Origin of the sequence: Ginsengibacter hankyongi, assembly GCF_008710285.1 — a bacterium.
In the GTDB taxonomy this organism is placed as follows: domain Bacteria; phylum Bacteroidota; class Bacteroidia; order Chitinophagales; family Chitinophagaceae; genus Ginsengibacter; species Ginsengibacter hankyongi.
On sequence record NZ_VYQF01000001.1, the window covers coordinates 1,259,638 to 1,282,967 of the forward strand.

A 23,330-nucleotide genomic window follows, 5' to 3' on the forward strand; every position below is an offset into this window, starting at 1 on the left:
CAACTTCTGTAAGAAGAAGCAGTATTAAATATCTTTGGTGTATTATTTTTCATCAATAAGATAATAATTTCTTTGATGGAATGTTATAGTGCTGGGCGTTATAAATTTTTTATTTTTGTTCTTCACTCTAACTCTCATTTGTGACAGGCACTTTCCGGGCTAATAATCCTTTTAATACTTTCATGCTTCTTGTGTATGGCTTGCTGTTGAAGCTTCAATGGTTTATATCGCCGCAAATTCCTGTAGTTCAAAAATCAGATGCATTTCTTTATAATAAAATCCTGCTAACTATTAAGCCTGTATTTGATAGCTTTCCGGAGGTTTATTCAATAATAACCTATTTACTTTTATACACACAGGCAATAAGTTTTAACAGGCTCCTTAATAACAGGAGGCTTATGCAAAAACCCAATTACCTGCCCGGTATGAGTTACCTTCTCATTACCTCATTCTTTGCAGAATGGAACGTTTTAAGCGCACCATTAGTAATAAACACTTTACTTATTTGGGTTTGGGCCAAAATGAGCAGCCTTTATAATAATCCCCATGCCAAATCAACACTGTACAATATTGGAATTGTAATTGGCATTACCACTTTTTTTTATTTTCCATCTCTTGCTTTTTCGTTAATGATTATTTTCGCATTATTAATTACGCGGCCACCAAAAATTGCGGAATGGATTATTGCAATCTTAGGCATAGCCACTCCATGGTATTTATTATTTGCATGGCTATTTCTGACTAATAAATTATATAGTTTCCAGGTTTCGGGCTTTCATATTGATTATCCTTTATTTGCTAAAAATAATGCGCAATACATAGGGATAGTTTTAATATTGATTACCGCGGTGGTTGGAGGTTTGTTTGTGCAATTAAATGCCAGGAAGCAAATTGTACAGGTTCGTAAAAGTTGGGGGCTAATTGTTTTGTATTTAATTGTTGCACTGTTTGTTCCGTTCATTAACAGTAGCCACCATTTTCAATACTGGATTTTGGCTACCGTTCCGCTTTCAGCGTTTATTGCATGTTTCTTTTATTACCCAACCAAAAGATGGATTCCTTTGTCTATTCATTGGGTAATGGTAGCCTTTGTAATTTATATGGCAATTATAAAAAAATAAATCTTAGTATTTTTGCATTATAAATCAATAAAAAGTAAATGAAATTTGGTGTAGTTGTTTTTCCCGGCTCTAATTGCGACAGGGACGTGATGGATGCTCTAAAAAATGATCTTCAACAGCAAGTAATTCCGCTATGGCATAAGGACCGGGATCTTTCGATGTTTAATAAGCAGGATTGTATTGTATTACCCGGAGGTTTTAGCTTTGGAGATTATTTAAGGTGCGGAGCAATAGCAAGGTTTAGCCCGATGATGCAAAGTGTAATTGAGTTTGCAAATAAAGGTGGAAAAGTTCTGGGAATATGCAACGGCTTCCAGATTTTATGCGAAAGCGGTTTATTACCCGGTGTTCTTTTGCGAAACAGCAATATGCAATTTGTTTGCAAAAACGTGTTGTTAATTGGTGAGAATAAAAAGGAAAAGAAAAATGTACTAAAAATTCCTGTGGCCCATGGCGAAGGAAGATATTATGCCAGTGAAGAAGTTATTAATAAATTAGAAAAAGAGGACCAGGTGCTGTACCGCTACTGCAATACAGCAGGTCTTTTCAACGTTGATTATTCACCTAATGGATCTACTAATAATATTGCGGGCATCTGCAATAAAGAAAGAAATGTTTTTGCAATGATGCCGCATCCCGAACGGGCTTGTAATAGCTTATTAGGTAATACCGATGGAAGGCAGGTTTTTTTAGATTTATTTTCTATAAACTAACGTTAAAAAGGCAGTTGCCGTAGCTCTTGTTACCGTATTATCGTTTGTTATTTTTTATTATTGCAGAAACGAAAAGATACCATGAAAAAAATAATTTTTATTCTATTATCCGCTTTCATCATAAATACTTCTTTTGGGCAAATATTAAACCCAGTAAAGTTTAGCTACAGTACTGTAAAGAAAAGTAATAATCAATACGAGGTCCATATAAAAACTGCAGTAGATCCTAAATGGCATATTTATTCAATATATAATCCCGATGGCGGCGCACAACCTACAGAACTTAGTTTTACCAATGCCAAATCTGTTGGAAAAGCAAAAGAAGCAGGAAAAATGAAAACGATTTTTGAAAAGGAATTCAATGTTAACCAAAAGTATTTTGAACAAAACGTTGATTTTATTCAAACAGTAAAAGTGGCGCCCGGTTCTAAAAAAGTTTCAGGCACTATTGAGTACATGGTTTGTAATGACAAACAATGCCTGCCTCCCAAGACAGTTGCGTTTGATATAGCTCTTTAAAATTAAAAATTGATACAGTAATTTTAATAGGATAACCTTAGTTGTTATCCTATTTTTTTAAATTCGGTCATGAAGATTTATAGATTGTTTATTACGGTTATTTTAAGTTTAATTGCATTGTTCTTTATTGATCAAAATGCAACGGCACAAGTCGTTGGCGCAACGCAGAAAACTTTGTCGCACACTTTTCTTGATGGATTAAGATGGGGATTTATATCGGTATTACAGCCATGCCTATACGCAATGTTCCCTGTTACCGTAACTTTCTTTTTAAAACGAAGCCAATCACGTGCACAGGGAATAAAAAATGCGACATTATATTCTTTTTCAATTATTGCCATATTTACGGCATTCGCATTTTTTCTTACCTTAATTTTTGGAAAAGATACCTTATACCAAATATCAACGAGCGCTACATTTAACATTTTTGTATTTATACTATTCATGGTTTTCGGGATATCTTTTTTAGGTGCATTTGAAATTACATTGCCTTCTTCATGGACGAATAAAGTTGATTCAAAAGCAAGCACCAACAACTTTTCAGGGATTTTCTTTATGGCTCTTACGTTAGTATTGGTTTCATTTTCCTGTACGGCGCCTTTTATTGGAAATTTATTGGTTGATGTTACGCAACAAAAAGAAAGGCTCGGACCCATCATCGGCTTTCTTGGTTTTTCATTAGCCATCGCATTACCCTTTGCATTGTTCGCATTCTTCCCTGGATTGCTTAATAAAATTGCAAAATCAGGGGGTTGGTTAAACACTTTGAAAGTTTCTTTTGGATTTATCGAAATCGCCATGGCATTAAAATTTTTATCTAATGCTGATCTTGCCTATCACTGGCGCTTACTCGACAGGGAAGTATATCTTTCATTATGGATTATCATTTTTGGCTTGTTAGGATTTTATTTGCTGGGCAAATTAAAATTCAGTCATGATGACCATTTACCGTTAAACGATTATGGTCATCCCTATCTTTCTGTAACAAGATTATTATTTGCAATTATTCCGCTTGCATTTACTGTTTATATGATACCGGGATTGTGGGGTGCTCCTTTAAATGGCATCAGTGGGTGGTTACCGGAAAATAAAACACAGGATTTTAATCTAGAAAAATTAATAAGAAACAGCCAGTTGAGTTCATCGAATAACGATTCATCAAATGCAGGCAAAACTGTTGCTTACATTAGACCAAAAAAATATACTGATATACTTGCATCTGAAATTGCAGGCGTAGAAACATTTTTTGATTTTAACGAAGCCATTGCAGCCGCCAGAGCAATGAATAAGCCAGTGATGATAGACTTTACCGGGCATAGCTGTGCCAATTGTCGCAAAATGGAAAGTGAAGTTTTGTCGAAGCCTGAAGTAAGTAAAAGATTGCATGATGATTTCGTTGTAGTCTCTTTATATGTCGATGAAAAAAGAGAATTACCGGACAGCGAAAAATATGTTTCAAAATTCGATCAATCATCCGTTAATACTGTAGGCGCAAAGAATCTCGATTTTGAAGCAACCATTGCTAACTCCAACGCACAACCGCTATATATTTTTGTTGATGAAAGTGGAAAGATTATACAAAATGCAGGAGGTTACGATCCTGATATCAACCGCTTTATTTCTATACTTAATCAGGTGAAAGCGGAGAATATGAAGAGGTTTCAATAAAGTCATTCAACTATAATCTCACAATATTTTTAATCGCTATTGGCGGGGTAAAATTTGTTTCATTATCCGGTTGCTTGTGAATATCTTTCACTACATCCATTCCTTCTATCACCCGGCCAAAAGCCGCAAAGCCCTGCCCGTCTGCATTCGCATCGCCACCATAATCATAAGCAGGTTGGTCACCTATCACAATAAAAAATTCGGTACTGGCAGTTCCCGGCGCAAGCCTTGCCATAGAAATAGTTCCATCTTTATGGAGTATGCCGGTTTGTTTTGTGGTTTCGTGTGGAATGCCCGGTAACTTTATTTGCATTTTATTTTTTGTTTCCCAAATACCACCTTGTATCAAATCAGATTTAAAAGAACTCGAAGGCTGATCTTCGGCTTTTAAAACACGATAGAAAGAACCATCTTTATAATAACCTGAATCTACATAAGCTAAAAATGCCGCAACGGTTTTCGGCGCCTTTTCAGGATACAACTCAACAATGATGTCGCCAAAGTTGGTTTCTATTTTTACAGTTGGTTCCTTGTAATTCTTTTTTTGCTTACATGAAAAATAAAAGCATGAATTCATCAAAAGCAAAATTATGATAATCGTTCTTAACCGGTTTTTTACTTTCAATGTTTAAAATTTTATCAGATACAAAATAACAATAATTCTTATTTTATAAATACAGTTGCAACCATTTCGATAAACACTATCATAATCTGCAACAAAAACCCCGGCTAACGTGAGTCTCCGGGGCAAACAAAAATAACAGTACACACAACAACGAATATAAAAATCAGGTATTAGCCTCCAGGTATTTGGTAAAACCAATTAACCTTTTAACTTATAACTTCTTCATTTAATCTGGTTTTTTTCCATGCAGGAAAGTATTGATAGTGCTTATTTCAGCTTTATTATTTTCATCAGACTTAACGGTGTAATTGCTGTAAAAGCTCTCTACGTCGGCAATGGAATTGTGCAATTCCATATTGCGGCGGAGGTAAGCAGGAACCGACTCAAACTCATTGTTAGGGTCCGCAGCGTTTACGTTGAAAGATAAATTTCTCAGCTTCGCAATGCGGTCCATAGCCCGGCGCTTTAGATCTCCTGCTTCGTCTACCGGTGGCAGTTCCTCAACAGAAGGCATCATGATGGGCATCGTTTGGCGTACTTTCGGTTCTTCCTTTTCCTCCTCCGCTTCATGGGAATTTTTAACTACCAATTGCATATCAATAACGGGTTCGTCTTCCTGTTTTGAAAACGCTATTGGAGTTGTTGGTTCCTCTACAGATTTGGATTCCTTGTTTGGCTTAGCTTCTGCATAGATCTGTGCAGGCTTCGCTAAATAACCGCCTGACGTTGGGACGGTGCTAGCTTCTTTTTTATTATTATTTGGTTGATTGTTAAGAACAGTCGTTTTAGTTTTCGAGGGAACGTGTTGATTTGCTTCAACAGGTATTGGATTGGGTTCCGAAGATAACGTGAAATGGATAACTGTTTCAGATGATTTATCAACAGTAATTTCTTCATTGCGCACTGGTAATTCTACCTTTGAAGATATTGGTACTTCTACTATTGTAGGCTCCATCCCTTTCTCAATTTTTTGTTCCGAAACTGAAGCATACACATCTTCTTCTTTAATTGATTTAAATCCTTTCTGCTCAATTATGTTTTCTTCTTCTTTTATTTCTTCTACAGGCTTTTCTTCTTTCTTTTCTTCAAAAACAAAAACAGGCTGACGGTATTGTTTTTTTTCATCTTCAGAATGCTGCAGCGTCATCACAATTTTTTCCTCTGCTTTTATTTCTTCTATTGGCTCTTCTTTTTTATCAAAAGGGTCTTTATGTTCAAACCCGGTTGCTATTAAGGTGATACCTATTTTACTTTCGAGCGTATTATCATATCCAAGCCCCAGAATCACATCTGTATTTTCCCCCGCCTGGCTCAGCAAATGATTTTGTATGGTTTCAACTTCATCCATTGTAAATTCATTATCGCCTTCAGCAGAATTTATATTTATTAAAATCCATTTTGCTCCGCGGATATCATTATCATTCAACAAAGGAGAATTAAGCGCCTGCTCAATTGCCTTCTGGGCACGGTTTTCGCCGTCTGCTGCTGAGCTGCCTAGAATAGCAACACCTCCTTTTCTCATCACTGTACACACATCTGCAAAGTCAACATTTATCTGGCCTGTGCTGTTAATTACGTCAGTAATACATTTGGCTGCAGTTGCTAACACATTATCAGCTTTGGCAAACGCTGCCTTCATCGTAAGGTTGCCAAACTGGTGACGCATTTTATCATTACTTATAACGAGAAGCGTATCCACATGATCTTTCAATTTACTTATCCCATCTTCTGCCTGGGCAATTCTCTTCTTGCCTTCATAGGCAAAGGGAGTTGTAACTATGCCTACGGTAAGAATACCAAGATCTTTGCAAATTTTTGCAATGATAGGCGCACCACCAGTGCCTGTGCCGCCACCCATCCCGGCAGTAATGAATGCCATTTTGGTATTCACTTCCAATATGCGTTTTATTTCTTCAAGACTTTCTTCAGTGGCTTCACGTCCTATTGCAGGATTAGCGCCGGCGCCAAGGCCTTGCGTTAAATGCGGGCCTAATTGTACTTTGTTAGGAACCATGCTGGTTGCAATTGCCTGCGCATCAGTATTACAGATTATGAAGTTTACGCCTTCAATATTCTGGCTATACATGTGGTTGACTGCATTGCTGCCACCACCGCCAACGCCGATCACCTTTAGGATAGATGATTGTTCTTTGGGCAAATCAAAATGAATCATGTGTTTTAAATTTAATGAGTTATAATGTAATTAACAGGTTAGCTTATAATTCTGAATCTCCTTCTTCTTTAAACATTTCAATCAAGCCATTTTTAAAAGAATCCATAAATCCCTTTAAAGTTTTCCGGGGCTTTACCACAATATTTTTATGGTTCGTAATATCTGCTTCAACTTCGTCTACACTTGGCTGTTGTAAATGAGCAGGAATATTAACTTTTGTATATTGCAATTCAAATTGCTTGCGCTTATTTTCATAATCATTGTATCCTTTCAATATTAAACCAAGGCATGTTGAATACATTGGCTTGGCTAATTCTTCAATATGGCCTGCAGCAAGATGTTCATTTGGATAACCAATACGTGCATTTAATCCGGTAACGTACTCCGTTAGCTGAATTAAATGTTTTAACTGGGATCCGCCACCTGTAAGGATTACACCACCATTAAGCAAGCGGTTATCAAGCCCTACCTGTTTTAAGTGGTAAGAAACAAAATCCATTATTTCGCTCATACGCGCCTGTATAATTGCCGCAAGATTTTTTACACTTATTTCTTTTGGAGCCATACCACGTAGCCCGGGAATTGTAATAAAAGCATTTGATTTTGCTTCATCAGCAAGAGCGCTTCCAAATTGTACTTTCATTTGCTCAGCCTGTGTTTTTAAAACACCAAGTCCTGTTTTAATATCATTGGTAATGTTTTCTCCGCCAAATGGAATCACTGCAGTATGCTTTAATATTCCTTCATAAAAAACAGCGAGATCTGTGGTACCACCGCCTATATCAACAATAGCGACACCAGCTTCTAAATCATGATCACACATTACTGCTGCGGCAGACGCCAATGGTTGCAATACAAGATCTTTTGTAATAAGACCGGCTTTTTCAACACTGCGATTTATATTCCTGATCGCATTTTTATCTCCGGTAATGATGTGGAAATTAGCGCCCACCTTCACACCGCTATATCCAATCGGATCGGGAATATTTTGAAAATTATCTACAGTAAATTCCTGAGGAATTACATCAATGATCTGGTCGCCTGCCGGTATATAGGTTTTATATTGATCGTTGATGAGCTGATCAATTTCAGATTGTTTAATTTCTTCATCCGTATTCTGGCGAACAATGTCTCCCCGCGTTTGAAGGCTTTTAATATGATGGCCTGCAATACCAACATACACTTCGCTGATAGGAAGATTGGGATTGCTGGCATAACAATTTTCCAAAGCTGTTTGGATGGCTTTTATTGTTTGGTCAATGTTCAACACCATTCCGTGTTGCACGCCATTACTGTTTGCACGGCCAAAGCCAAGAATCTCAAGTTTACCGAATTCATTTTTTCTGCCGGCAATGGCTGCAATTTTTGTGGTGCCAATGTCGAGGCCTACGATGATGGGTTGTTCGTTGTTCATATTTTTGTTTTTATATGCCTTTTTATCCCCTGTCATTGATTAACAGATTTAAATTTTATAAGGCGTGTTGTGTTGTTGTTTATATTTTATTTTTAAAAATCATTTAATAAATTAATAATCGGTTTTTGGTGGCATTACTGCCTTCGGAACTTTTTTGCTTTTTCCCGCGTCCTTTTGATTGCCTTGTTTTTTTGCAATGTTAGATTTCAAAGGGGCAGGATTTGGTTTTTCAACAGATGATGAATGGATGGTTAGGGCATTCTTTTTGGTTGCACTTTTACTACCGGATGTTGGTTTTTCAGGAACGTGAATGGGGGCTACAGCAACGCGTTCTTTATTATTACTTGTATTCACTTTCAGATTCTCATCCGGCGCACTTTCAATTTCTCTTGATGTATTAATATTATTATCATCAGCGGGCTGATCCAATTGAATATTTGTCGAATCATTTGTATGCTTTTGAGCCTCTTCAATTAAAGCTTTCATAATTTGAATGGAGCGCAACGAATCCATTTTAATTTCATTGGCGCCTCTTCTTACACCTACAACCTGGCCCTTATATTGAACATCAATTGCCGAATAATGTGACCACCCGATTTTTGTTAACACTTGTTTATAGAAACACAGTAGGTTATTAAATTTTTCTTCGCAATTTTCTGCATCACCGAAACGTATAACCTGGTTCCCCAGCTTTGGAATTAACTCGAATGAGCGATTAGGCAAAATATCAACCTGGTCTATCTGAGCCATCCAAAAAGAATTGGTATTAATAAATTGACTGAGTGTTTTTATATCTTTAATAAGATTACTATCCTGTTTAGAAAGTACAATTACATCAGTAGGAAAATCAGTAAACACAGGCAGCCGAGGTGAAAATTTATCGCTCAATGGAAGCCTGGTTAAAGAACTATCCAGGTAAAATGACATCCCTGAAGTTGTGAAAATTCTCGCTATCGGCTCCCTTTCGGTTATCCTTACCTGCAAAACGTTATTGTTGTCAAAGAACAGTTCGGCTTTTTTAATCCATTTACTCTTTTGCAATTCGGATTCCATCATAGCAAGATCAATCGCATGTACAGGCATTTTCTCCAACTTACCTTCATTTGTTTTTTCTAAAATTGAAATCACATCTTTCTTATCAATAAAAAAATTATTCTGCACACCGGTAATTTCAATTTCGATGCGAGAACAGCGTTCGTTATTTCTTCTCTCTATTGCGGCAACCAGTAATACAACTGTTCCTGAGCCAATGATAATCCATATCATCGCCGCAAGAATCTTTTTAAGTTTGTATTTACTGTTTATTGACATTTATTATAAAATATTATTTCAATAAAATCCCTTTTATTGGTTGCACAAGTTGATCTATGTCTCCGGCTCCTGCCGTAATTACTAATTCCAAATCATGCTCATGTAATTTGCTATGGTTTAATATTTGCAACAACTGCTCCTTTGTGCAACAGATGCCTTTTGCTTCATTCATTCTGTCTGCAATAATTTCGCTCGTTACATTTTCAATAGGCAATTCCCTGGCAGGATAGATGGGCAGCAGGTACACATCATCACCAAGATTTAATACTTCTGCAAACTCATTCGCAAAGTCCCTGGTACGGCTAAACAAATGCGGCTGAAATACAATTGTACATCTCATTTCCGGGAACAAATTTTTAGCACTTTTAATCAACGCTTTCAGTTCTTCAGGGTGGTGGGCATAATCGTCAATAAAGACTGTTTTATCATTCTTAATAATATATTCAAAGCGTCTTTTTACTCCTTTAAAATCGTCAACCGCCGCTTTTATTTTTTCCGGCTCAATGCTAAGATGATTTGCTATCGCAATAGCGGCAACAGCGTTTTCAATATTATGCATGCCACCCATATTGAGTTTTACATTATTAAGCTGCCAGCTTTTTGATTTAATATTAAACTCGTAGGCGCCGTTCAACAATTTTATATCATCGGCAAAAACATCAGCCTCATTATTCTGAAGGCTATAACGTAAACGGTTAGCCGCAGAAAATTTGCCGGCAGGCAAACTATAATTAGTTAACAGCAAACCACCCTCTTTAAGCTTGCCGGAAAATTGAACAAAAGAATGTTCCATATTTTCTTTAGTGCCATAAATATCCAGGTGATCCGCATCCATAGCAGAAATCAAAGCAATATCCGGGGATAACTGCAAAAAACTCCTATCGTATTCATCAGCTTCCACAACAGAAACGTTGTTATCGCTGTTCCAGAAATTGGTATGATAATTTACCGAAATGCCACCTAGGAAAGCATTACACCCAAACCCGGAATGCCGCAAAATATGAGCAACCATCGTGCTTATAGTTGTTTTGCCATGTGTGCCGGCTATACAAATATTGAAAGAAGACTTAGTTATTTCTCCAAGTAAAGCGCTTCGTTTTATCAGCTCATAATTATTATGTAAATAATAATTGAGTTCTTTATGGTCTTTAGGAACTGCAGGAGTATAAACAACCAATTGAGCGTTTTTATCAAGAAGTTCAATATCATCTTCATAATGAATATTAATTCCATCATTTTCCATCTGCCTTGTTAAGTTGGTTACTGTTTTATCGTAACCGCTTACCAAAGCATTTTTGTTCAAATAATATTTAGCAAGGGCACTCATTCCTATGCCACCAATGCCAATAAAGTAAATTCGTGATATGGCTGTATAATCTTTCATTCAATAATCTTACATAAGAAGATTAATTATTTTTATTTTTTATAATTTTTAAAATCTCATCTGCAATTGTTTCATCTGCATGTTCATTCGCCGTTTTTAAAATATTTGTTTCCAGCTCATGAATCCTTTTTTCATCTTTAATTAATTCAAGTAACGTGTGCATCAAATGGTTCTGCACGTCTGCATCGCGAATCATTATTGCAGCATCTTTTCTAACCAGCGCCAGTGCATTTTCCGCCTGGTGATCTTCTGCCGCAAATGGATATGGAACAAAAACAGCCGCCTTGCCTACTACCGCCAATTCAGCAATTGTCATTGCACCAGCCCTTGCTACCACTACATCTGCAGCTGCGTACGCATATTCCATCCGTGAAATAAATGCGTTGGTCCATATGTTATTCTTTTCCTCTTCAGCTTTTGCAGCCTGCACTGCAAAAGATTTTCCCGTTTGCCAAATAAGCTGCAGATTATTTTTTTTAAAAACATCTATGTTTTTAGCTATCGTTTCATTTATACTTTTTGCACCAAGGCTTCCTCCAATTACAAAAACTGTTTTTATTTCTGGCTTTAATCCAAAAAAACTCAATGCTTCGTGCTTTGAGATTTTTTCGGAAAAAATACTGCGAACAGGGTTTCCCGTTATAACAGTTTTGCCTGCGGGGAAATATTTTTCCATTCCGTCAGTAGCCACGAATATTTTTGTTGCTCTTTTGCCTAGCATAATATTGCTTTTGCCCGGGAGAGAATTACTCTCATGAACAAACGTGGGGATATCTCTTGTTTGCGCAAGCCTTAAAACCGGGAAGCTTGAATACCCGCCCACGCCGATAACTACATCTGGTTTGAATTTTCGCAATATTCCTGTAACCTGCAAAAAACTTTGCGCCAGTTTAAATGGCAATGAAATATTTTTAATCAAAGAACTTCTGTTATATCCTGCTATGGTAAGGCCAATAATTTTATAACCTGCTTCAGGAATTTTATCCATTTCCATTTTCCCTTTCGCGCCAACAAATAAAATTTCTATACCCGGCAGCAGTTTTTTCAACGCTGCCGCTATTGCCAATGCCGGAAAAATATGGCCACCCGTTCCACCGCCTGCAATTATTATGCGTTTATCTCCACGCTCAGCGGGAATGACATCTTCCAACTTTTCAATTATATTTCCATTGCTCATCATACTACCATTGTAATATTTTTATTTACGATTCAACCGGCTCTAACTCCGGCTCTGGCTCCTTTCCTTCCATTTGCTCAACATTACGTGCAACACTTAAAATAATTCCAATTGCAAAACACGTAAACCAAAGACTGCTACCACCCATGCTGACCAGGGGCAACGTAACGCCCGTTGTTGGAAAAAGGTTAACTGTTACCCCCATGTTTACCATTGCCTGTATCACAAGAGTAAAACTTAAAGCCACAGCCAGGAATGCTCCGAAGGCATAAGGACACCTTTGAAAAATTCGTATACTCCGAAATAAAAAAAGCAGGTATATTAAAACAATAATCGTTCCTCCTGCCAATCCGTATTCTTCAATAATAATTGCATAAATAAAATCGCTATAAGGATGTGGCAAAAAATTTCTTTGTTCACTCTTACCCGGGCCTTTTCCCAATAATCCACCTTTTGCAATTGCAATTTTGGCCTGTTGTACCTGGTATGATGCATCTGATTTGTCGCTGTACATAAAATCCTGAACACGCTTTATCCAGGTTGACATTCGTCCAAACGTTAATATTGATGGTAAATCTTTTGAAGTATGATCCTCTTTATTATAATAATGTGTTGCAACAAGTATTAACAGCATTAGCGGGACTAAAGCAGAGGCCACAACCAGCATAATATGGCGCAGGCTTACTCTGCCAATAAACATTAGCATCATTGCAGTACCGCCAATTAATAATGCAGTGGATAAATTTGCCGGGGCAATAAGAATGCATATTATTATAACGGGAACGATTAGGGGCAAAAATCCCTTCTTAAAATCTTTAATAACATTTTGCCTGCGGCTTAATTGACGGCTTATATACATAAAAAGCGCAAGCTTTGCCAGGTCTGATGTCTGGAAGGTCATATTAATCACCGGTAATTTTATCCAGCGATTAGCTTCATTTATACTGCTTCCGAATTTCAATGTATAAATTAATAGCGGAACAGATATTAAAAACAAAATTGTTGCGACCCGTGAGTAGATGGTATAATTAACCCGGTGTGCAAAATATATAATCAACACACCCAGTGCTATAAAACCAATTTGTTTAAACAAATAACTTTCCGTGCTTTTATTCATTTTATAAGCCAATGAACCTATACTGCTATATACTACCAATATACTTACCATGGTAAGCACTACCACAATTGCCCAAATCACTTTATCTCCTTTCGTTCGTTTTAACAGGTTACCCGTTACCTCATGCGCTGAGGAGGAAAATGAATTGGTCAATATATCTTTTGAGTTGCTCATTTGCCTCATCCCGAAGTTGTATCGTTAATAAACTTTACAGCGTAGGAAATTTATTTTTATAAATCTTTTACTGCTTCTTTAAATTGTTTCCCCCGGTCCTCATAATTTTTAAAGAGATCAAAACTTGCACAAGCCGGAGATAATAAAACCACGTCGCCTTTATTGGCAAAATGAAAAGCCGCCTGGACCGCATCTTTTGCACTCGTTGTGTTAACCATCAACCCTACATCGTTACCAAATGCCTCGTGAATTTTACGGTTATCAATTCCCAAACACACGATGGCCTTAACTTTTTCTTTTACGAGGTCTTTTAAAAATGAATAGTCATTTCCTTTATCAACCCCACCGAGAATAAGTATGGTTGGTTTAGTCATACTTTCCAAAGCAAACCAGGTACTGTTTGTATTGGTTGCCTTACTATCATTAATAAATTCGACACCTTTAATTGTTGCCACCGTTTCCATACGATGCTCGAGACTCTCAAAAGTTTGCACGGCATCTCTTATTTTTTCTTTTCGTATATCCATCACAACCGCAGAAAGTCCTGCTGCCATGGTGTTATATTGGTTATGCTTGCCCTTAACGGCAAAGTCTTCCACGCTCATATTCATTTCTTCTTTTTGCCATTTTATATGCATTTCTGCATTGGTTATGTAAGCACCTTGCGGTAGCGATTTTCTCATGCTGATTGGTAGTGGGTTAGTACTGTTTAAAAATTTGTTTAAATATTTTACTGTTACTTCATCATCCGCGTTATAAATAAATACATCATTCTTTGTTTGATTTTTTATGATATTGAATTTGCTCGCTATATAATTTTCGAAATTGTATTCATACCTGTCTAAATGGTCTTCTGTTATGTTGGTTAATATTGCAACATCCGGCCGGAATGTTTTTATATCATCTAACTGGAAAGAACTTATCTCAACCACATATACCCGCTTTGGCTCTTTGGCTACCTGCCTTGCAAACGAATATCCAATGTTGCCAACCATCGCACAATCAAGTCCACCTTCTTTACAGATATGGTAAACCAACGATGTTGTTGTTGTTTTCCCATTGCTGCCCGTTATTCCAATAATCTTACTGCCGCCTTTATACCAAAATGCAAATTCTATCTCACTGATTATTTCAACTCCTTCTTTCCTTAATTCTTTTATAAGGTCATTTTTCTCTGGTATTCCCGGGCTTTTCACAATAACATCTGCACTAAATATTTTTTCTTTGGTATGAACTCCTTCTTCAAAATCAATGCTGTTTAATGTTAACTCACTTTTAAAAGAAGCATTGATTAAAGAAGCATCACTTACAAAAACATCATAATCTTTTTGCTGAGCCAGCAAAGCCGCACCTACACCGCTTTCGCCGGCGCCCAGTATTACTATTTTTTTTTTCATTTCTTTTTTAATTGTTCACGCAATTAAAAAAATTGGTTCTTCAACGGAATGAATTTAACAGGTCAGAAAACTGTCATCATTGGAATTGGAAAGGATCAAATTTTTTTAAAAAACATTTTCATAAAGACAAATCCAGAACTCATTAAATACTTATTTCAAACTATCTCAATTTTAATGTTACTACTGCAAATACTACCGATAAAATCGTTACCACCCAGAAGCGAACTGCAATTTTACTTTCATGGTACCCCAGCTTTTGATAATGGTGATGCAAGGGACTCATCAGAAAAACTCTTTTGCCTTCTCCATATTTTCTTTTAGTGTATTTAAAATAACTAACCTGGACGACTACGCTTAAATTCTCTACCAAAAACACGAAACAGAATATCGGTATTAATAATTCCTTTCTAACTATTATCGCCAATGATGCAATAATGCCACCTAATGCCAGGCTTCCGGTATCGCCCATAAAAACCTGCGCCGGGTAAGCATTGTACCAAAGAAATCCAACACAAGCGCCCACGAGCGCCGCTATAAAAATGGACAACTCACTAAGGTTGGGTATATACATTATGTTTAAGTATTCCGCGATACGCACATCGCCACTTACAAAAACAAAAACTCCCAGGCCCAATCCAATTATGGCACTCACCCCTGTTGCAAGCCCATCTAATCCATCCGTTATATTGGCCCCGTTTGATACCGCCGTTACAATAAATATTACAATGATGATGTACAATATATAGGTATAGTTCGCCCAGCTTTCCGGTAATAATTTTGCATAGTTAAACTCGTGCGTTTTCACAAACGGAATGGTTGTTATCGGCGTTTTCACCGTAACAAACCTGTGCACTTTTCCATCGATCACCAATGTGTCTTCATTTTTTCCAAGCCGATGTTCTCCGCGTTGAAGTGCGTTATTCTGTATTCCATAATTATCAGTTATCACCTCACGTTTCACTACAACATTCTGGTTAAAATATAAAGTAGAACCAATGATAATTCCCAGCATTATTTGGCCAAATATTTTAAACCGTCCTGCAAGACCATCAGCATCATTTTTCTTATAAATCTCTCCTCTTGCTTTCGCAATACGCCTTGCTTTTATTTTTAAGTAATCGTCTATAAATCCTATTATACCCAGCCATACAGTACACAACAACATCAGCCGTACATATACCTTGTCAAGGTTTGCCAATAATAATGTTGGGATTAATATTGCCAATAAAATTATAATGCCCCCCATTGTGGGAGTACCTGACTTCATTTTTTCACCTGCCAAACCCAACTCTCTAACGGACTCGCCTATCTGCTTTCGCTTTAAAATATTTATAAGGCGTTTACCGTATACTGTTGTAATAAACAACGATAATAAAACCGCCACCAGCACCCTGAAGGTGATAAAATGAAATAGCCCGCTTCCCGGAAACTTTATTCCATTTTTAGTAAACCATTCAAAGAGGTGATAGAGCATTTAACTTTATTTATTTTCCAACCAATTGAAACATTTCAGATAAAATTTTCTTATCATCAAAATCATATTTTATCCCATTTATTTCCTGGTATTTCTCGTGTCCTTTACCAGCCACCAAAATAATATCCTGTTGCCCGGCTAGGTTCACTGCTGTTTTAATGGCCTCTTTCCTGTCAACAATTGATATATATTTTTTTCTTGCAATAATTGGTACGCCCGCTTCCATATCTTTTATTATTTGCGCAGCATCTTCATTTCTTGGATTGTCTGATGTAAAAATTATTTGATCACTGTATTGACACGCTACCTCAGCCATTACAGGTCGCTTGGCCTTATCCCTATTTCCTCCGCAACCAACAACAGTAATTACTTTTTCTTCGCCATGTTTTAAATTTTTTATTGTTGCCAATACATTCAATAACGCATCCGGCGTATGCGCATAATCCACTATTCCAATTATTTTTTCATTTCGTGAAACCATATAATCAAACCTCCCTTCTGCCCCGGTAAGACCACTAAGGACCTGCAAAACAGTTTGCTTGTTTTCATTAAGACAAACCGCTGCACCATATACCGCTAAAAGATTATAAGCATTGAAAGTGCCAATAAGCCTGCAATGAACTTCAATATCATTTATGACTAACACAAGGCCGCGCAACGAGTTCTCTATAATTTTCCCTTTAAAGTCGGCCATTGTTTTTAGGCTGTATAAATATTTTTTAGCCTTTGTGTTCTGCAACATCACAGCTCCCCGTTTGTCATCCGCGTTACTTATTGCAAATGCAAAAGACGGTAATGAATCGAAAAATTGTTTTTTAACTCTTATATATTCGTCGAAGGTTTTGTGGTAGTCGAGATGATCATGAGTGATGTTGCTGAAAATTCCGCCTGCAAATGTTAAGCCCGCAATACGATGCTGATCTATGGCGTGTGAACTTACTTCCATAAAAACATAAGTACAACCTTCCGCATACATTTCTGCAATGAGTTTATTAAGACTAATAGCATCGGGTGTGGTATGAGTTGATGGTAATATTTTGCCAGCTATCTGATTTTGTACAGTGCTTATCAACCCGCATTTGTAATTTAATTGAGAAAACAATTTGAACAGTAGCGTTGCAATGGTAGTTTTTCCGTTAGTTCCCGTTACTCCAACGAGCTTTATTTTTCCTGATAATTCGCCATAAAAATTATGTGCCATTATACCTGCAGCAACTGCGCTGTTTCCAACAACGATGTATTGTATATTATCACTAAGAGTTGCCGGTAAAATTTCGCATACAACTACTGATGCACCGCCAGTAATAGCAGCATTAATAAAAGAATGACCATCAGTAAGCGTTCCCTTTACAGCGATGAAACAACTACCCGGCTTCACTTTTCGTGAATCCGTTTGTAAATCACTTACTTCACTTACAGGCGCACCTGCAACCGAAATAATTTTTACTTTGTATAATATTTGTTGCAGTAATGCCATTAATTCAACTGAAGATTTATTGATTGTCCCTTGTGAAAATCTGTGTTCTGTGCCAACGATTGATAAATCACTTTTCCCTGTCCTTTAACCTCTACCTTTAATCCCATATTTTCTAATAAATACACAGCGTCTTTCAAACCAAATCCTGTTACATCCGGCACTTTTTTTACAGGGCCTGTTGTATTATATGCTGAATTAAGTTGCGCATAATTATAGTTAAGAACTGTTGATCTCCAGGATCCGGCTATTGCAGAATCAGATGAAGGATAATTAAACGTAGTTAGTATTTTATTCAAATCAGTTTTTAAACCAAAGAATCTTAATGCACTGCTGTCAGTTCCATTTGGTAATTGAGCCAGCGGCTCGCTGCCAATTCTTTCCGCATAAATTTTATCAGCAACTTCTCTAAATACAGGTCCGGATACCACACCGCCGTAAGCAAGTTTTGAATCACTCCCATTTTGTATCACCACGGCAATACTATATTTTGGATTCTCGGCAGGAAAATAGCCCATGAAAGCAGATTGATAAATTTTATTTCCTTTATTATAACCCCGGTTATCCATTGCCGTTACTGCTGTTCCTGTTTTGCCTGCAATGTTGTAAACATTAGTTTCAAGAGCATGCCCAGTTCCATGCTCACTTTGCAATACCGCCATCAAACATCCCTTAACTTTCCCCAGAGTTTCATCGCTGCATATCTTATCAATAAGTACTTTAGGCTCAAAAGTTTTAATGGGCCGCCCCATTTCATTTATAGAATTAACCAGGTAAGGCTGCATCATTTTACCATTGTTGGCAACTGCATTATACAACATCAGTAATTGCAACGGCGTTACTAATTCTTCATAACCGTGAGCCATAAACGGCAATGTTGTTTTTGTCCAGTATTTACTTCCGGGCTTTTTTATGTAAGGAGAAGCTGCACCAACAATATCAATGCCTGTGGCAGTGTCAAGACGCAAAGCATGCAAATGATTATAAAAACGCATTGGCTGGTTATGATAATATTCATCAGCCATCTTTGCAAATGCCACATTTGATGAACGGGCAAACGCTTCTTTAACAGTCATTTCATGTTCTCCCAAATGTGAATCTGTAATATGAAGACCGTAAAAAACTTTTCGGCCGCCTTCGCAATCAACTATGCTTCCCGTATCAACATATTTATCTTCAAGTAATGAAATTAATGTTGCCAGTTTAAAAACAGATCCTGGCTCTGTTCTTCGGCCAAGGCCGTAATTATAATCTTCAATATATTCTCCATCGGTTCTTCTTCCAAGGTTGGCGATTGCTTTTATTTTACCTGTTTGTGTTTCCATTACAATACAGGTTCCATGCAATGAATTATTTGCAACCATCATTTTCATAAGCGCATTTTCCGCTACGTCCTGCATGTAAGTGTCGATGGTGGTTATAATATCTTTTCCGTTTTCGGGTTCTATTTGAGCGCCATCTACCGGAACATAGGCACCAGCCATATATCGCATAAGCCTGCTTCCGGTCTGTCCTTTTAAAACGCTATCATAAGATCTTTCTAAACCAACATTTTTACTGGTATCTCCGCGGGAAAGCCCCACGGTCCTGTTTGCGAGTAACACATAAGGATTAACCCTGTTATCTCTTACATCTACAATGAACCCACTTTTATTGCGGCCTTGTCTTACCAATGGAAAATTTCTCAGAGATGTATATTCTTCAAATGAAATTTTCTTTTTTAACGGATAATACCTGTCCTGGTTCTTATACCCTGCCACCAAAAGTTTCCGGTAAGATGATACAGGTGCATCTTTAAATAATTTCGCCAAAGCGATACTTAAAGAATCGAGATTATCATAGAACCTTTTGCCATTTTTTTCGCGAAGGCCGTCTGCCCCAAAATCTACATATACATCAAATACAGGAATAGATGTGCTGAGCATATTTCCATCTTCACTGTAGATGGTTCCACGTTCAGCGTTTATATCCATATATTTTAGATGCTGGGTATTACTCATTTTTTTCCAATATGCTCCCTGTACTCTTTGGATATAAACAACACGGCCCAGTATTATTGTACCCAGCACGATAATGCCAAGAAAACATAAATAGATGCGCCACAATATGTCTTTTTTTACATCCAATATTTTAGTTTCTAATTCAGTTTCTAATTATTTACTTTCTAAAGTATCAATGAGCTTTACCGGCGGCACTAATAATTCTTTCAAGCCCAATGGTTCAACGGCTTTAGCCAATTCGCTCTCTTTACTTCTGAATATCACATCGCGTTTTACTGTTTTAAATTCGTATTCTTTTTCCTTTAAGTTTTTCGCAGTGGAATTTATTTTCCTTACAATTTTATCAGCGTAATGACCGTTAGCGATGTAGATTATGGCAAGAGCCGAGGCAAAAAGATAAAATGGAATGTTCTTCACAAGCCATGCGTTATACAATAATCTTTTCCGGTTTCTTTTCGTGAAAGATTTCTTTTTATTATCGTTATCTTTCTCTTCAGTCATTTTTCAGATTTATCTAATGTATTTTTTTACTTAGAAATGTTGTTCGAAACTTTTATTTTTTCAGCAATACGCAATTTGGAACTTCTAGACCTTGGGTTATTTTTCAATTCTTCCTGTGAAGGTGTAATTGGTTTTTTTGTTATTACTTTTAACTCATTTTTTGACAATGTTCCATACAAATCATTTTCCTGTATTTCATCAAAATTTCCATTCTTAAAAAAATTTTTTACAAGCCTGTCTTCTAATGAATGAAAAGTAATTACTGCAATTCTCCCTCCTGGCACAAGTACATCGGGTGCTTGCAGCAACATTTCTTTCAACGCACCAAACTCATCATTTACCTCTATCCGCAATGCCTGGAACACCTGTGCAAAGTATTTTTCAGGATTTCCTTTTACGACAGGATAAAGTGCATTTTTAAATTCATTTATAGTTTTAAGTGATTGCGTTTTTCGTAATTGAACAATCAACTTTGCAAGCGTTTTTGCATTAGTTACTTCTCCATATTGTTCAAAAATTTTATGCAATCTCTCTTCACTATAATTTTGAATGACGTAGGCCGCATCTAGTTTTTCTGATTGATTCATCCGCATATCCAAAGCCCCATTAAAGCGTGTAGAAAATCCTCTTTCGCCTACATTAAACTGGTGACTTGAAACACCAAGATCGGCCAGGACTCCATTTACTTTTGAAATTTTATGAAGGCGGAGAAAGCGTTGAAGATGCCTGAAGTTATGGGGTATGAAAATTACTCTGTCATCATCGGGAAGGTTTTTAACTGCGTCTGCATCCTGGTCAAAAGCAATCAATCTTCCACTGCTGTTTAAATGCTTAAGTATAGCCGACGCATGACCACCACCGCCAAAAGTACAATCCACATAAATTCCGGAAGGATCAATTTGCAAACCATTGATTACTTCTTGCATCAAAACCGGCACATGGTATATGCCCTTTTGCATTTTATGATTTTATAATTTTATCTCCCGCCATAACTTCTTTTGCCAAATCACTAAATGCCTCTGGTGAAAAAGTTTCAAAGAACTGCTGATATTTTATTTTATCCCAAATCTCAATTTTATCAATTGCCGAAACCAGCACAATATCTTTCTCAAGCCCCGCATAGTCCATAAGGTTTTTTGGCAATAAAAGGCGGCCTGCATTATCAAGTTCAACCTGGGTGGCGCCGTTTAAAAAATACCGCTTGAATTGCCTTACTTTGGGATCAAAATCATTCAGGTTGCTTAAATCAGAAAATAAGGGTTTCCAGCTTTTGGATGTGTATAAACTCAGGCATTTCTCAAATCCCCTGTTCAGAACGAAAGGTTCACTACCGCTTTCCGGCAACTGTTTCTTAATGCCTGAAGGCAGCAGAAAACGACCTTTCGCATCTAACGTAGCTTCGTATTCACCAATAAAGCCTGTCATTATGAACGAATTAGATTTGTAAAATTTAAATTACCACAAAATAACACTTTTTCCCACTTACACAACATTTTTAAACAAATCTTTTTTATACACCACCTTATAAGGACTTTGTACAGGGAGTCTTAGAGCATTTTTCTTAAAAGCACATGTGCAGAACCTGTGAATTGAATGTGGAAAAAATATGGATAATGTCACCGGATATAAGGCCAAAATGGCATTTAAGAAATTACCTCACTTATTTCCTGAGGAGAAATTACTGATTGGAGAGGTTATTGAGAAAATTAAGCGAGAATGTTAAGAAACCTGCTATTGTTTTAAAACCATAAAGTCTATCGTGAAGCAACTGCCTTTGCCTATCGCACTTTCGGCTTTTATTTTTCCTTTGTGTGCATCTACAATCGATTTTACATAACTAAGTCCGAGGCCAAACCCTTTTACATTATGAATGTTACCGGTATGGGCCCGGTAGAATTTTTCAAAAATTCTATTAAGAGTTTCTTTATTCATTCCAATCCCATTGTCTTCAATCTTAATTCGAATATGATTATTTAAGTTTTGAGTGGATAACTTAATCAACAGGTTGTCTTTGGAATATTTTATTGCATTATCAAGCAGGTTATTTATAATATTTATTATGTGGACTTCATCGGCCATAATTAAATCATTGGTTGCATTTAAATGAGTCTCCAGTTTGCCTTTTTTTTCAGCTAAGGGAAGCTGGATATTATTTATGGCCGCGTGAATTAAATCATGCGCACGAATCGGCTTCTCATTAAGTTGAATTTCCTGCTTATCAAGTAAAGCCGCTTGTAATATGGTCTCTACCTGTTTATTCATCCTTTTATTTTCATCTTTAATAATGCCTGAAAAATAATCCATTTTCGTTCTGTCATTAATTACTTTTTCATTCTTGAGCGCATCAACGGCAAGCGAAATAGTGGCCAGTGGAGTTTTAAATTCATGAGTCATGTTATTGATGAAGTCAGACTTTATTTCGCTTAGTTTCTTTTGGTTAAACAATGCCCTTAAGGTAATAAAGAAGGCTGCAAAAATGATACAAGTAAACACCAGTGCTCCCACTATCATCCAGAACATTTGTTTCCAGATAATCTTGTTTACATTCGGTACCACAATTACAAGTAATTCCTGCGGTGCAAGGCCTTCAGCGAAACTTCCGCCAGGGGATAGAATTGGCGATACGAAATTAAGATTGTGCACAGTATCGAGGTAAGCCTCGGCATATTTTTTTGATTGAAGGTCATCGCCAATCAATGACATGTTTGTGATTGCAAATTCAAAATCGACATTTTTTATATTATTTTTTTCAAATGCCCTTGTAATCTTAGTACGTATTTCTTCCTTTGTAAATCTATGGACAATCGTAGACGGAAATGCGTTTAAAGGAAAAAGTATATCTGCATTTTTTCGATTGTCAAAAGGTGATAAGTTTCCTTTATCCTCTGCTAAATCTGTAGCTGCAGTTGCTGTCACTCGATTCATGCTGTTTTCAAACTGTTGAGCCTTATCCTCAAGTGCCTGCTGGATCCACACATACTGAAAATAAATAAGACCCAACAAAGACAAAAAAATGAGTATAGTGATGATAGGGAAAATTCTCTTCATATACAGCAAATTTAAACTTCACAACTGCGAAAATGCAATA

19 protein-coding genes are annotated in these 23,330 nt (G+C 36.9%); 4 read left to right on the plus strand and 15 right to left on the minus strand.

What is annotated here, in order from left to right:
* Positions 1-140: 140 nt before the first annotated feature.
* The 4 genes from FW778_RS05185 to FW778_RS05200 all read left to right on the plus strand — a co-directional run bounded on the left by FW778_RS05185 (position 141) and on the right by FW778_RS05200 (position 4,021).
* A complete protein-coding gene (locus tag FW778_RS05185) occupies positions 141-1,121 on the plus strand; it encodes a DUF6427 family protein (protein WP_150413539.1) in 981 nt (326 codons plus the stop codon).
* 38 nt (positions 1,122-1,159) lie between these two features.
* Positions 1,160-1,834 (plus strand): phosphoribosylformylglycinamidine synthase subunit PurQ, encoded by a 675-nt coding sequence (gene purQ / locus FW778_RS05190; RefSeq protein ID WP_150413540.1) that lies wholly within the window; start codon positions 1,160-1,162, stop codon positions 1,832-1,834.
* Positions 1,835-1,915: 81 nt separating this feature from the next.
* Positions 1,916-2,353, plus strand: coding sequence for a protein-disulfide reductase DsbD domain-containing protein (locus tag FW778_RS05195; protein WP_150413541.1), 438 nt, complete (start codon positions 1,916-1,918; stop codon positions 2,351-2,353).
* 69 nt (positions 2,354-2,422) lie between these two features.
* Positions 2,423-4,021: a protein-disulfide reductase DsbD family protein gene (locus tag FW778_RS05200; RefSeq protein ID WP_150413542.1), complete on the plus strand. Its 1,599-nt coding sequence runs from the start codon at positions 2,423-2,425 to the stop codon at positions 4,019-4,021.
* A 10-nt stretch (positions 4,022-4,031) separates the two neighbouring features.
* Here FW778_RS05200 and FW778_RS05205 read toward each other — a convergent pair whose 3' ends face one another.
* The 15 genes from FW778_RS05205 to FW778_RS05275 form a co-directional block, all read right to left on the minus strand.
* Positions 4,032-4,598, minus strand: a complete 567-nt coding sequence (locus FW778_RS05205) for a peptidylprolyl isomerase (protein WP_150413543.1) — start codon at positions 4,596-4,598, stop codon at positions 4,032-4,034.
* 274 nt (positions 4,599-4,872) lie between these two features.
* Positions 4,873-6,819 carry a cell division protein FtsZ gene (gene ftsZ / locus FW778_RS05210; protein ID WP_150413544.1) on the minus strand — a complete coding sequence of 649 codons (1,947 nt, stop codon included), beginning with the start codon at positions 6,817-6,819 and terminating at the stop codon, positions 4,873-4,875.
* Between the two features lie 43 nt (positions 6,820-6,862).
* Positions 6,863-8,233, minus strand: coding sequence for a cell division protein FtsA (ftsA, locus tag FW778_RS05215; RefSeq protein ID WP_150413545.1), 1,371 nt, complete (start codon positions 8,231-8,233; stop codon positions 6,863-6,865).
* A gap of 111 nt (positions 8,234-8,344) precedes the next feature.
* Complete coding sequence (locus FW778_RS05220; protein ID WP_150413546.1) at positions 8,345-9,544, minus strand: cell division protein FtsQ/DivIB; 1,200 nt, start codon at positions 9,542-9,544, stop codon at positions 8,345-8,347.
* 13 nt (positions 9,545-9,557) lie between these two features.
* Complete coding sequence (gene murC, locus FW778_RS05225; RefSeq protein ID WP_150413547.1) at positions 9,558-10,928, minus strand: UDP-N-acetylmuramate--L-alanine ligase; 1,371 nt, start codon at positions 10,926-10,928, stop codon at positions 9,558-9,560.
* A 22-nt stretch (positions 10,929-10,950) separates the two neighbouring features.
* Positions 10,951-12,108, minus strand: coding sequence for an undecaprenyldiphospho-muramoylpentapeptide beta-N-acetylglucosaminyltransferase (murG, locus tag FW778_RS05230; protein WP_235906027.1), 1,158 nt, complete (start codon positions 12,106-12,108; stop codon positions 10,951-10,953).
* Between the two features lie 22 nt (positions 12,109-12,130).
* A complete protein-coding gene (locus FW778_RS05235; RefSeq protein WP_150413548.1) occupies positions 12,131-13,396 on the minus strand; it encodes an FtsW/RodA/SpoVE family cell cycle protein in 1,266 nt (421 codons plus the stop codon).
* A 56-nt stretch (positions 13,397-13,452) separates the two neighbouring features.
* Positions 13,453-14,793 (minus strand): UDP-N-acetylmuramoyl-L-alanine--D-glutamate ligase, encoded by a 1,341-nt coding sequence (gene murD, locus FW778_RS05240; RefSeq protein ID WP_150413549.1) that lies wholly within the window; start codon positions 14,791-14,793, stop codon positions 13,453-13,455.
* Positions 14,794-14,953: 160 nt separating this feature from the next.
* Positions 14,954-16,267, minus strand: a complete 1,314-nt coding sequence (gene mraY, locus FW778_RS05245) for a phospho-N-acetylmuramoyl-pentapeptide-transferase (RefSeq protein WP_150413550.1) — start codon at positions 16,265-16,267, stop codon at positions 14,954-14,956.
* Between the two features lie 10 nt (positions 16,268-16,277).
* Positions 16,278-17,744 carry a UDP-N-acetylmuramoyl-L-alanyl-D-glutamate--2,6-diaminopimelate ligase gene (locus tag FW778_RS05250; protein ID WP_150413551.1) on the minus strand — a complete coding sequence of 489 codons (1,467 nt, stop codon included), beginning with the start codon at positions 17,742-17,744 and terminating at the stop codon, positions 16,278-16,280.
* A complete protein-coding gene (locus FW778_RS05255; RefSeq protein WP_235906028.1) occupies positions 17,744-19,846 on the minus strand; it encodes a penicillin-binding protein in 2,103 nt (700 codons plus the stop codon). The genes FW778_RS05250 and FW778_RS05255 overlap by 1 nt, the downstream gene beginning before the upstream one ends.
* A gap of 48 nt (positions 19,847-19,894) precedes the next feature.
* The gene (locus FW778_RS05260) at positions 19,895-20,242 is read right to left on the minus strand and encodes an FtsL-like putative cell division protein (protein WP_150413553.1); all 348 of its coding nucleotides are present in this window, start codon (positions 20,240-20,242) and stop codon (positions 19,895-19,897) included.
* 26 nt (positions 20,243-20,268) lie between these two features.
* Entirely contained in the window at positions 20,269-21,201 is a 933-nt protein-coding gene (rsmH, locus tag FW778_RS05265) for a 16S rRNA (cytosine(1402)-N(4))-methyltransferase RsmH (RefSeq protein ID WP_150413554.1), read from the minus strand.
* A gap of 1 nt (position 21,202) precedes the next feature.
* The gene (gene mraZ / locus FW778_RS05270; RefSeq protein ID WP_150413555.1) at positions 21,203-21,667 is read right to left on the minus strand and encodes a division/cell wall cluster transcriptional repressor MraZ; all 465 of its coding nucleotides are present in this window, start codon (positions 21,665-21,667) and stop codon (positions 21,203-21,205) included.
* Positions 21,668-21,973: 306 nt separating this feature from the next.
* Positions 21,974-23,290, minus strand: a complete 1,317-nt coding sequence (locus tag FW778_RS05275; RefSeq protein WP_150413556.1) for a sensor histidine kinase — start codon at positions 23,288-23,290, stop codon at positions 21,974-21,976.
* Positions 23,291-23,330 lie beyond the last annotated feature (40 nt).

Coding starts and splice junctions, on each gene's coding strand:
- rsmH (WP_150413554.1), bottom strand. CDS start 21,201: ATGCAAAAGGGCATATACCATGTGCCGGTTTTGATGCAAGAAGTAATC.
- mraY (WP_150413550.1), bottom strand. CDS start 16,267: ATGCTCTATCACCTCTTTGAATGGTTTACTAAAAATGGAATAAAGTTT.
- FW778_RS05250 (WP_150413551.1), bottom strand. CDS start 17,744: ATGGCATTACTGCAACAAATATTATACAAAGTAAAAATTATTTCGGTT.
- purQ (WP_150413540.1), top strand. CDS start 1,160: ATGAAATTTGGTGTAGTTGTTTTTCCCGGCTCTAATTGCGACAGGGAC.
- FW778_RS05200 (WP_150413542.1), top strand. CDS start 2,423: ATGAAGATTTATAGATTGTTTATTACGGTTATTTTAAGTTTAATTGCA.
- ftsZ (WP_150413544.1), bottom strand. CDS start 6,819: ATGATTCATTTTGATTTGCCCAAAGAACAATCATCTATCCTAAAGGTG.
- FW778_RS05260 (WP_150413553.1), bottom strand. CDS start 20,242: ATGACTGAAGAGAAAGATAACGATAATAAAAAGAAATCTTTCACGAAA.
- FW778_RS05205 (WP_150413543.1), bottom strand. CDS start 4,598: ATGAATTCATGCTTTTATTTTTCATGTAAGCAAAAAAAGAATTACAAG.
- FW778_RS05220 (WP_150413546.1), bottom strand. CDS start 9,544: ATGTCAATAAACAGTAAATACAAACTTAAAAAGATTCTTGCGGCGATG.
- mraZ (WP_150413555.1), bottom strand. CDS start 21,667: ATGACAGGCTTTATTGGTGAATACGAAGCTACGTTAGATGCGAAAGGT.
- murG (WP_235906027.1), bottom strand. CDS start 12,108: ATGATGAGCAATGGAAATATAATTGAAAAGTTGGAAGATGTCATTCCC.
- ftsA (WP_150413545.1), bottom strand. CDS start 8,233: ATGAACAACGAACAACCCATCATCGTAGGCCTCGACATTGGCACCACA.
- murD (WP_150413549.1), bottom strand. CDS start 14,793: ATGAAAAAAAAAATAGTAATACTGGGCGCCGGCGAAAGCGGTGTAGGT.
- FW778_RS05195 (WP_150413541.1), top strand. CDS start 1,916: ATGAAAAAAATAATTTTTATTCTATTATCCGCTTTCATCATAAATACT.
- murC (WP_150413547.1), bottom strand. CDS start 10,928: ATGAAAGATTATACAGCCATATCACGAATTTACTTTATTGGCATTGGT.
- FW778_RS05235 (WP_150413548.1), bottom strand. CDS start 13,396: ATGAGCAACTCAAAAGATATATTGACCAATTCATTTTCCTCCTCAGCG.
- FW778_RS05275 (WP_150413556.1), bottom strand. CDS start 23,290: ATGAAGAGAATTTTCCCTATCATCACTATACTCATTTTTTTGTCTTTG.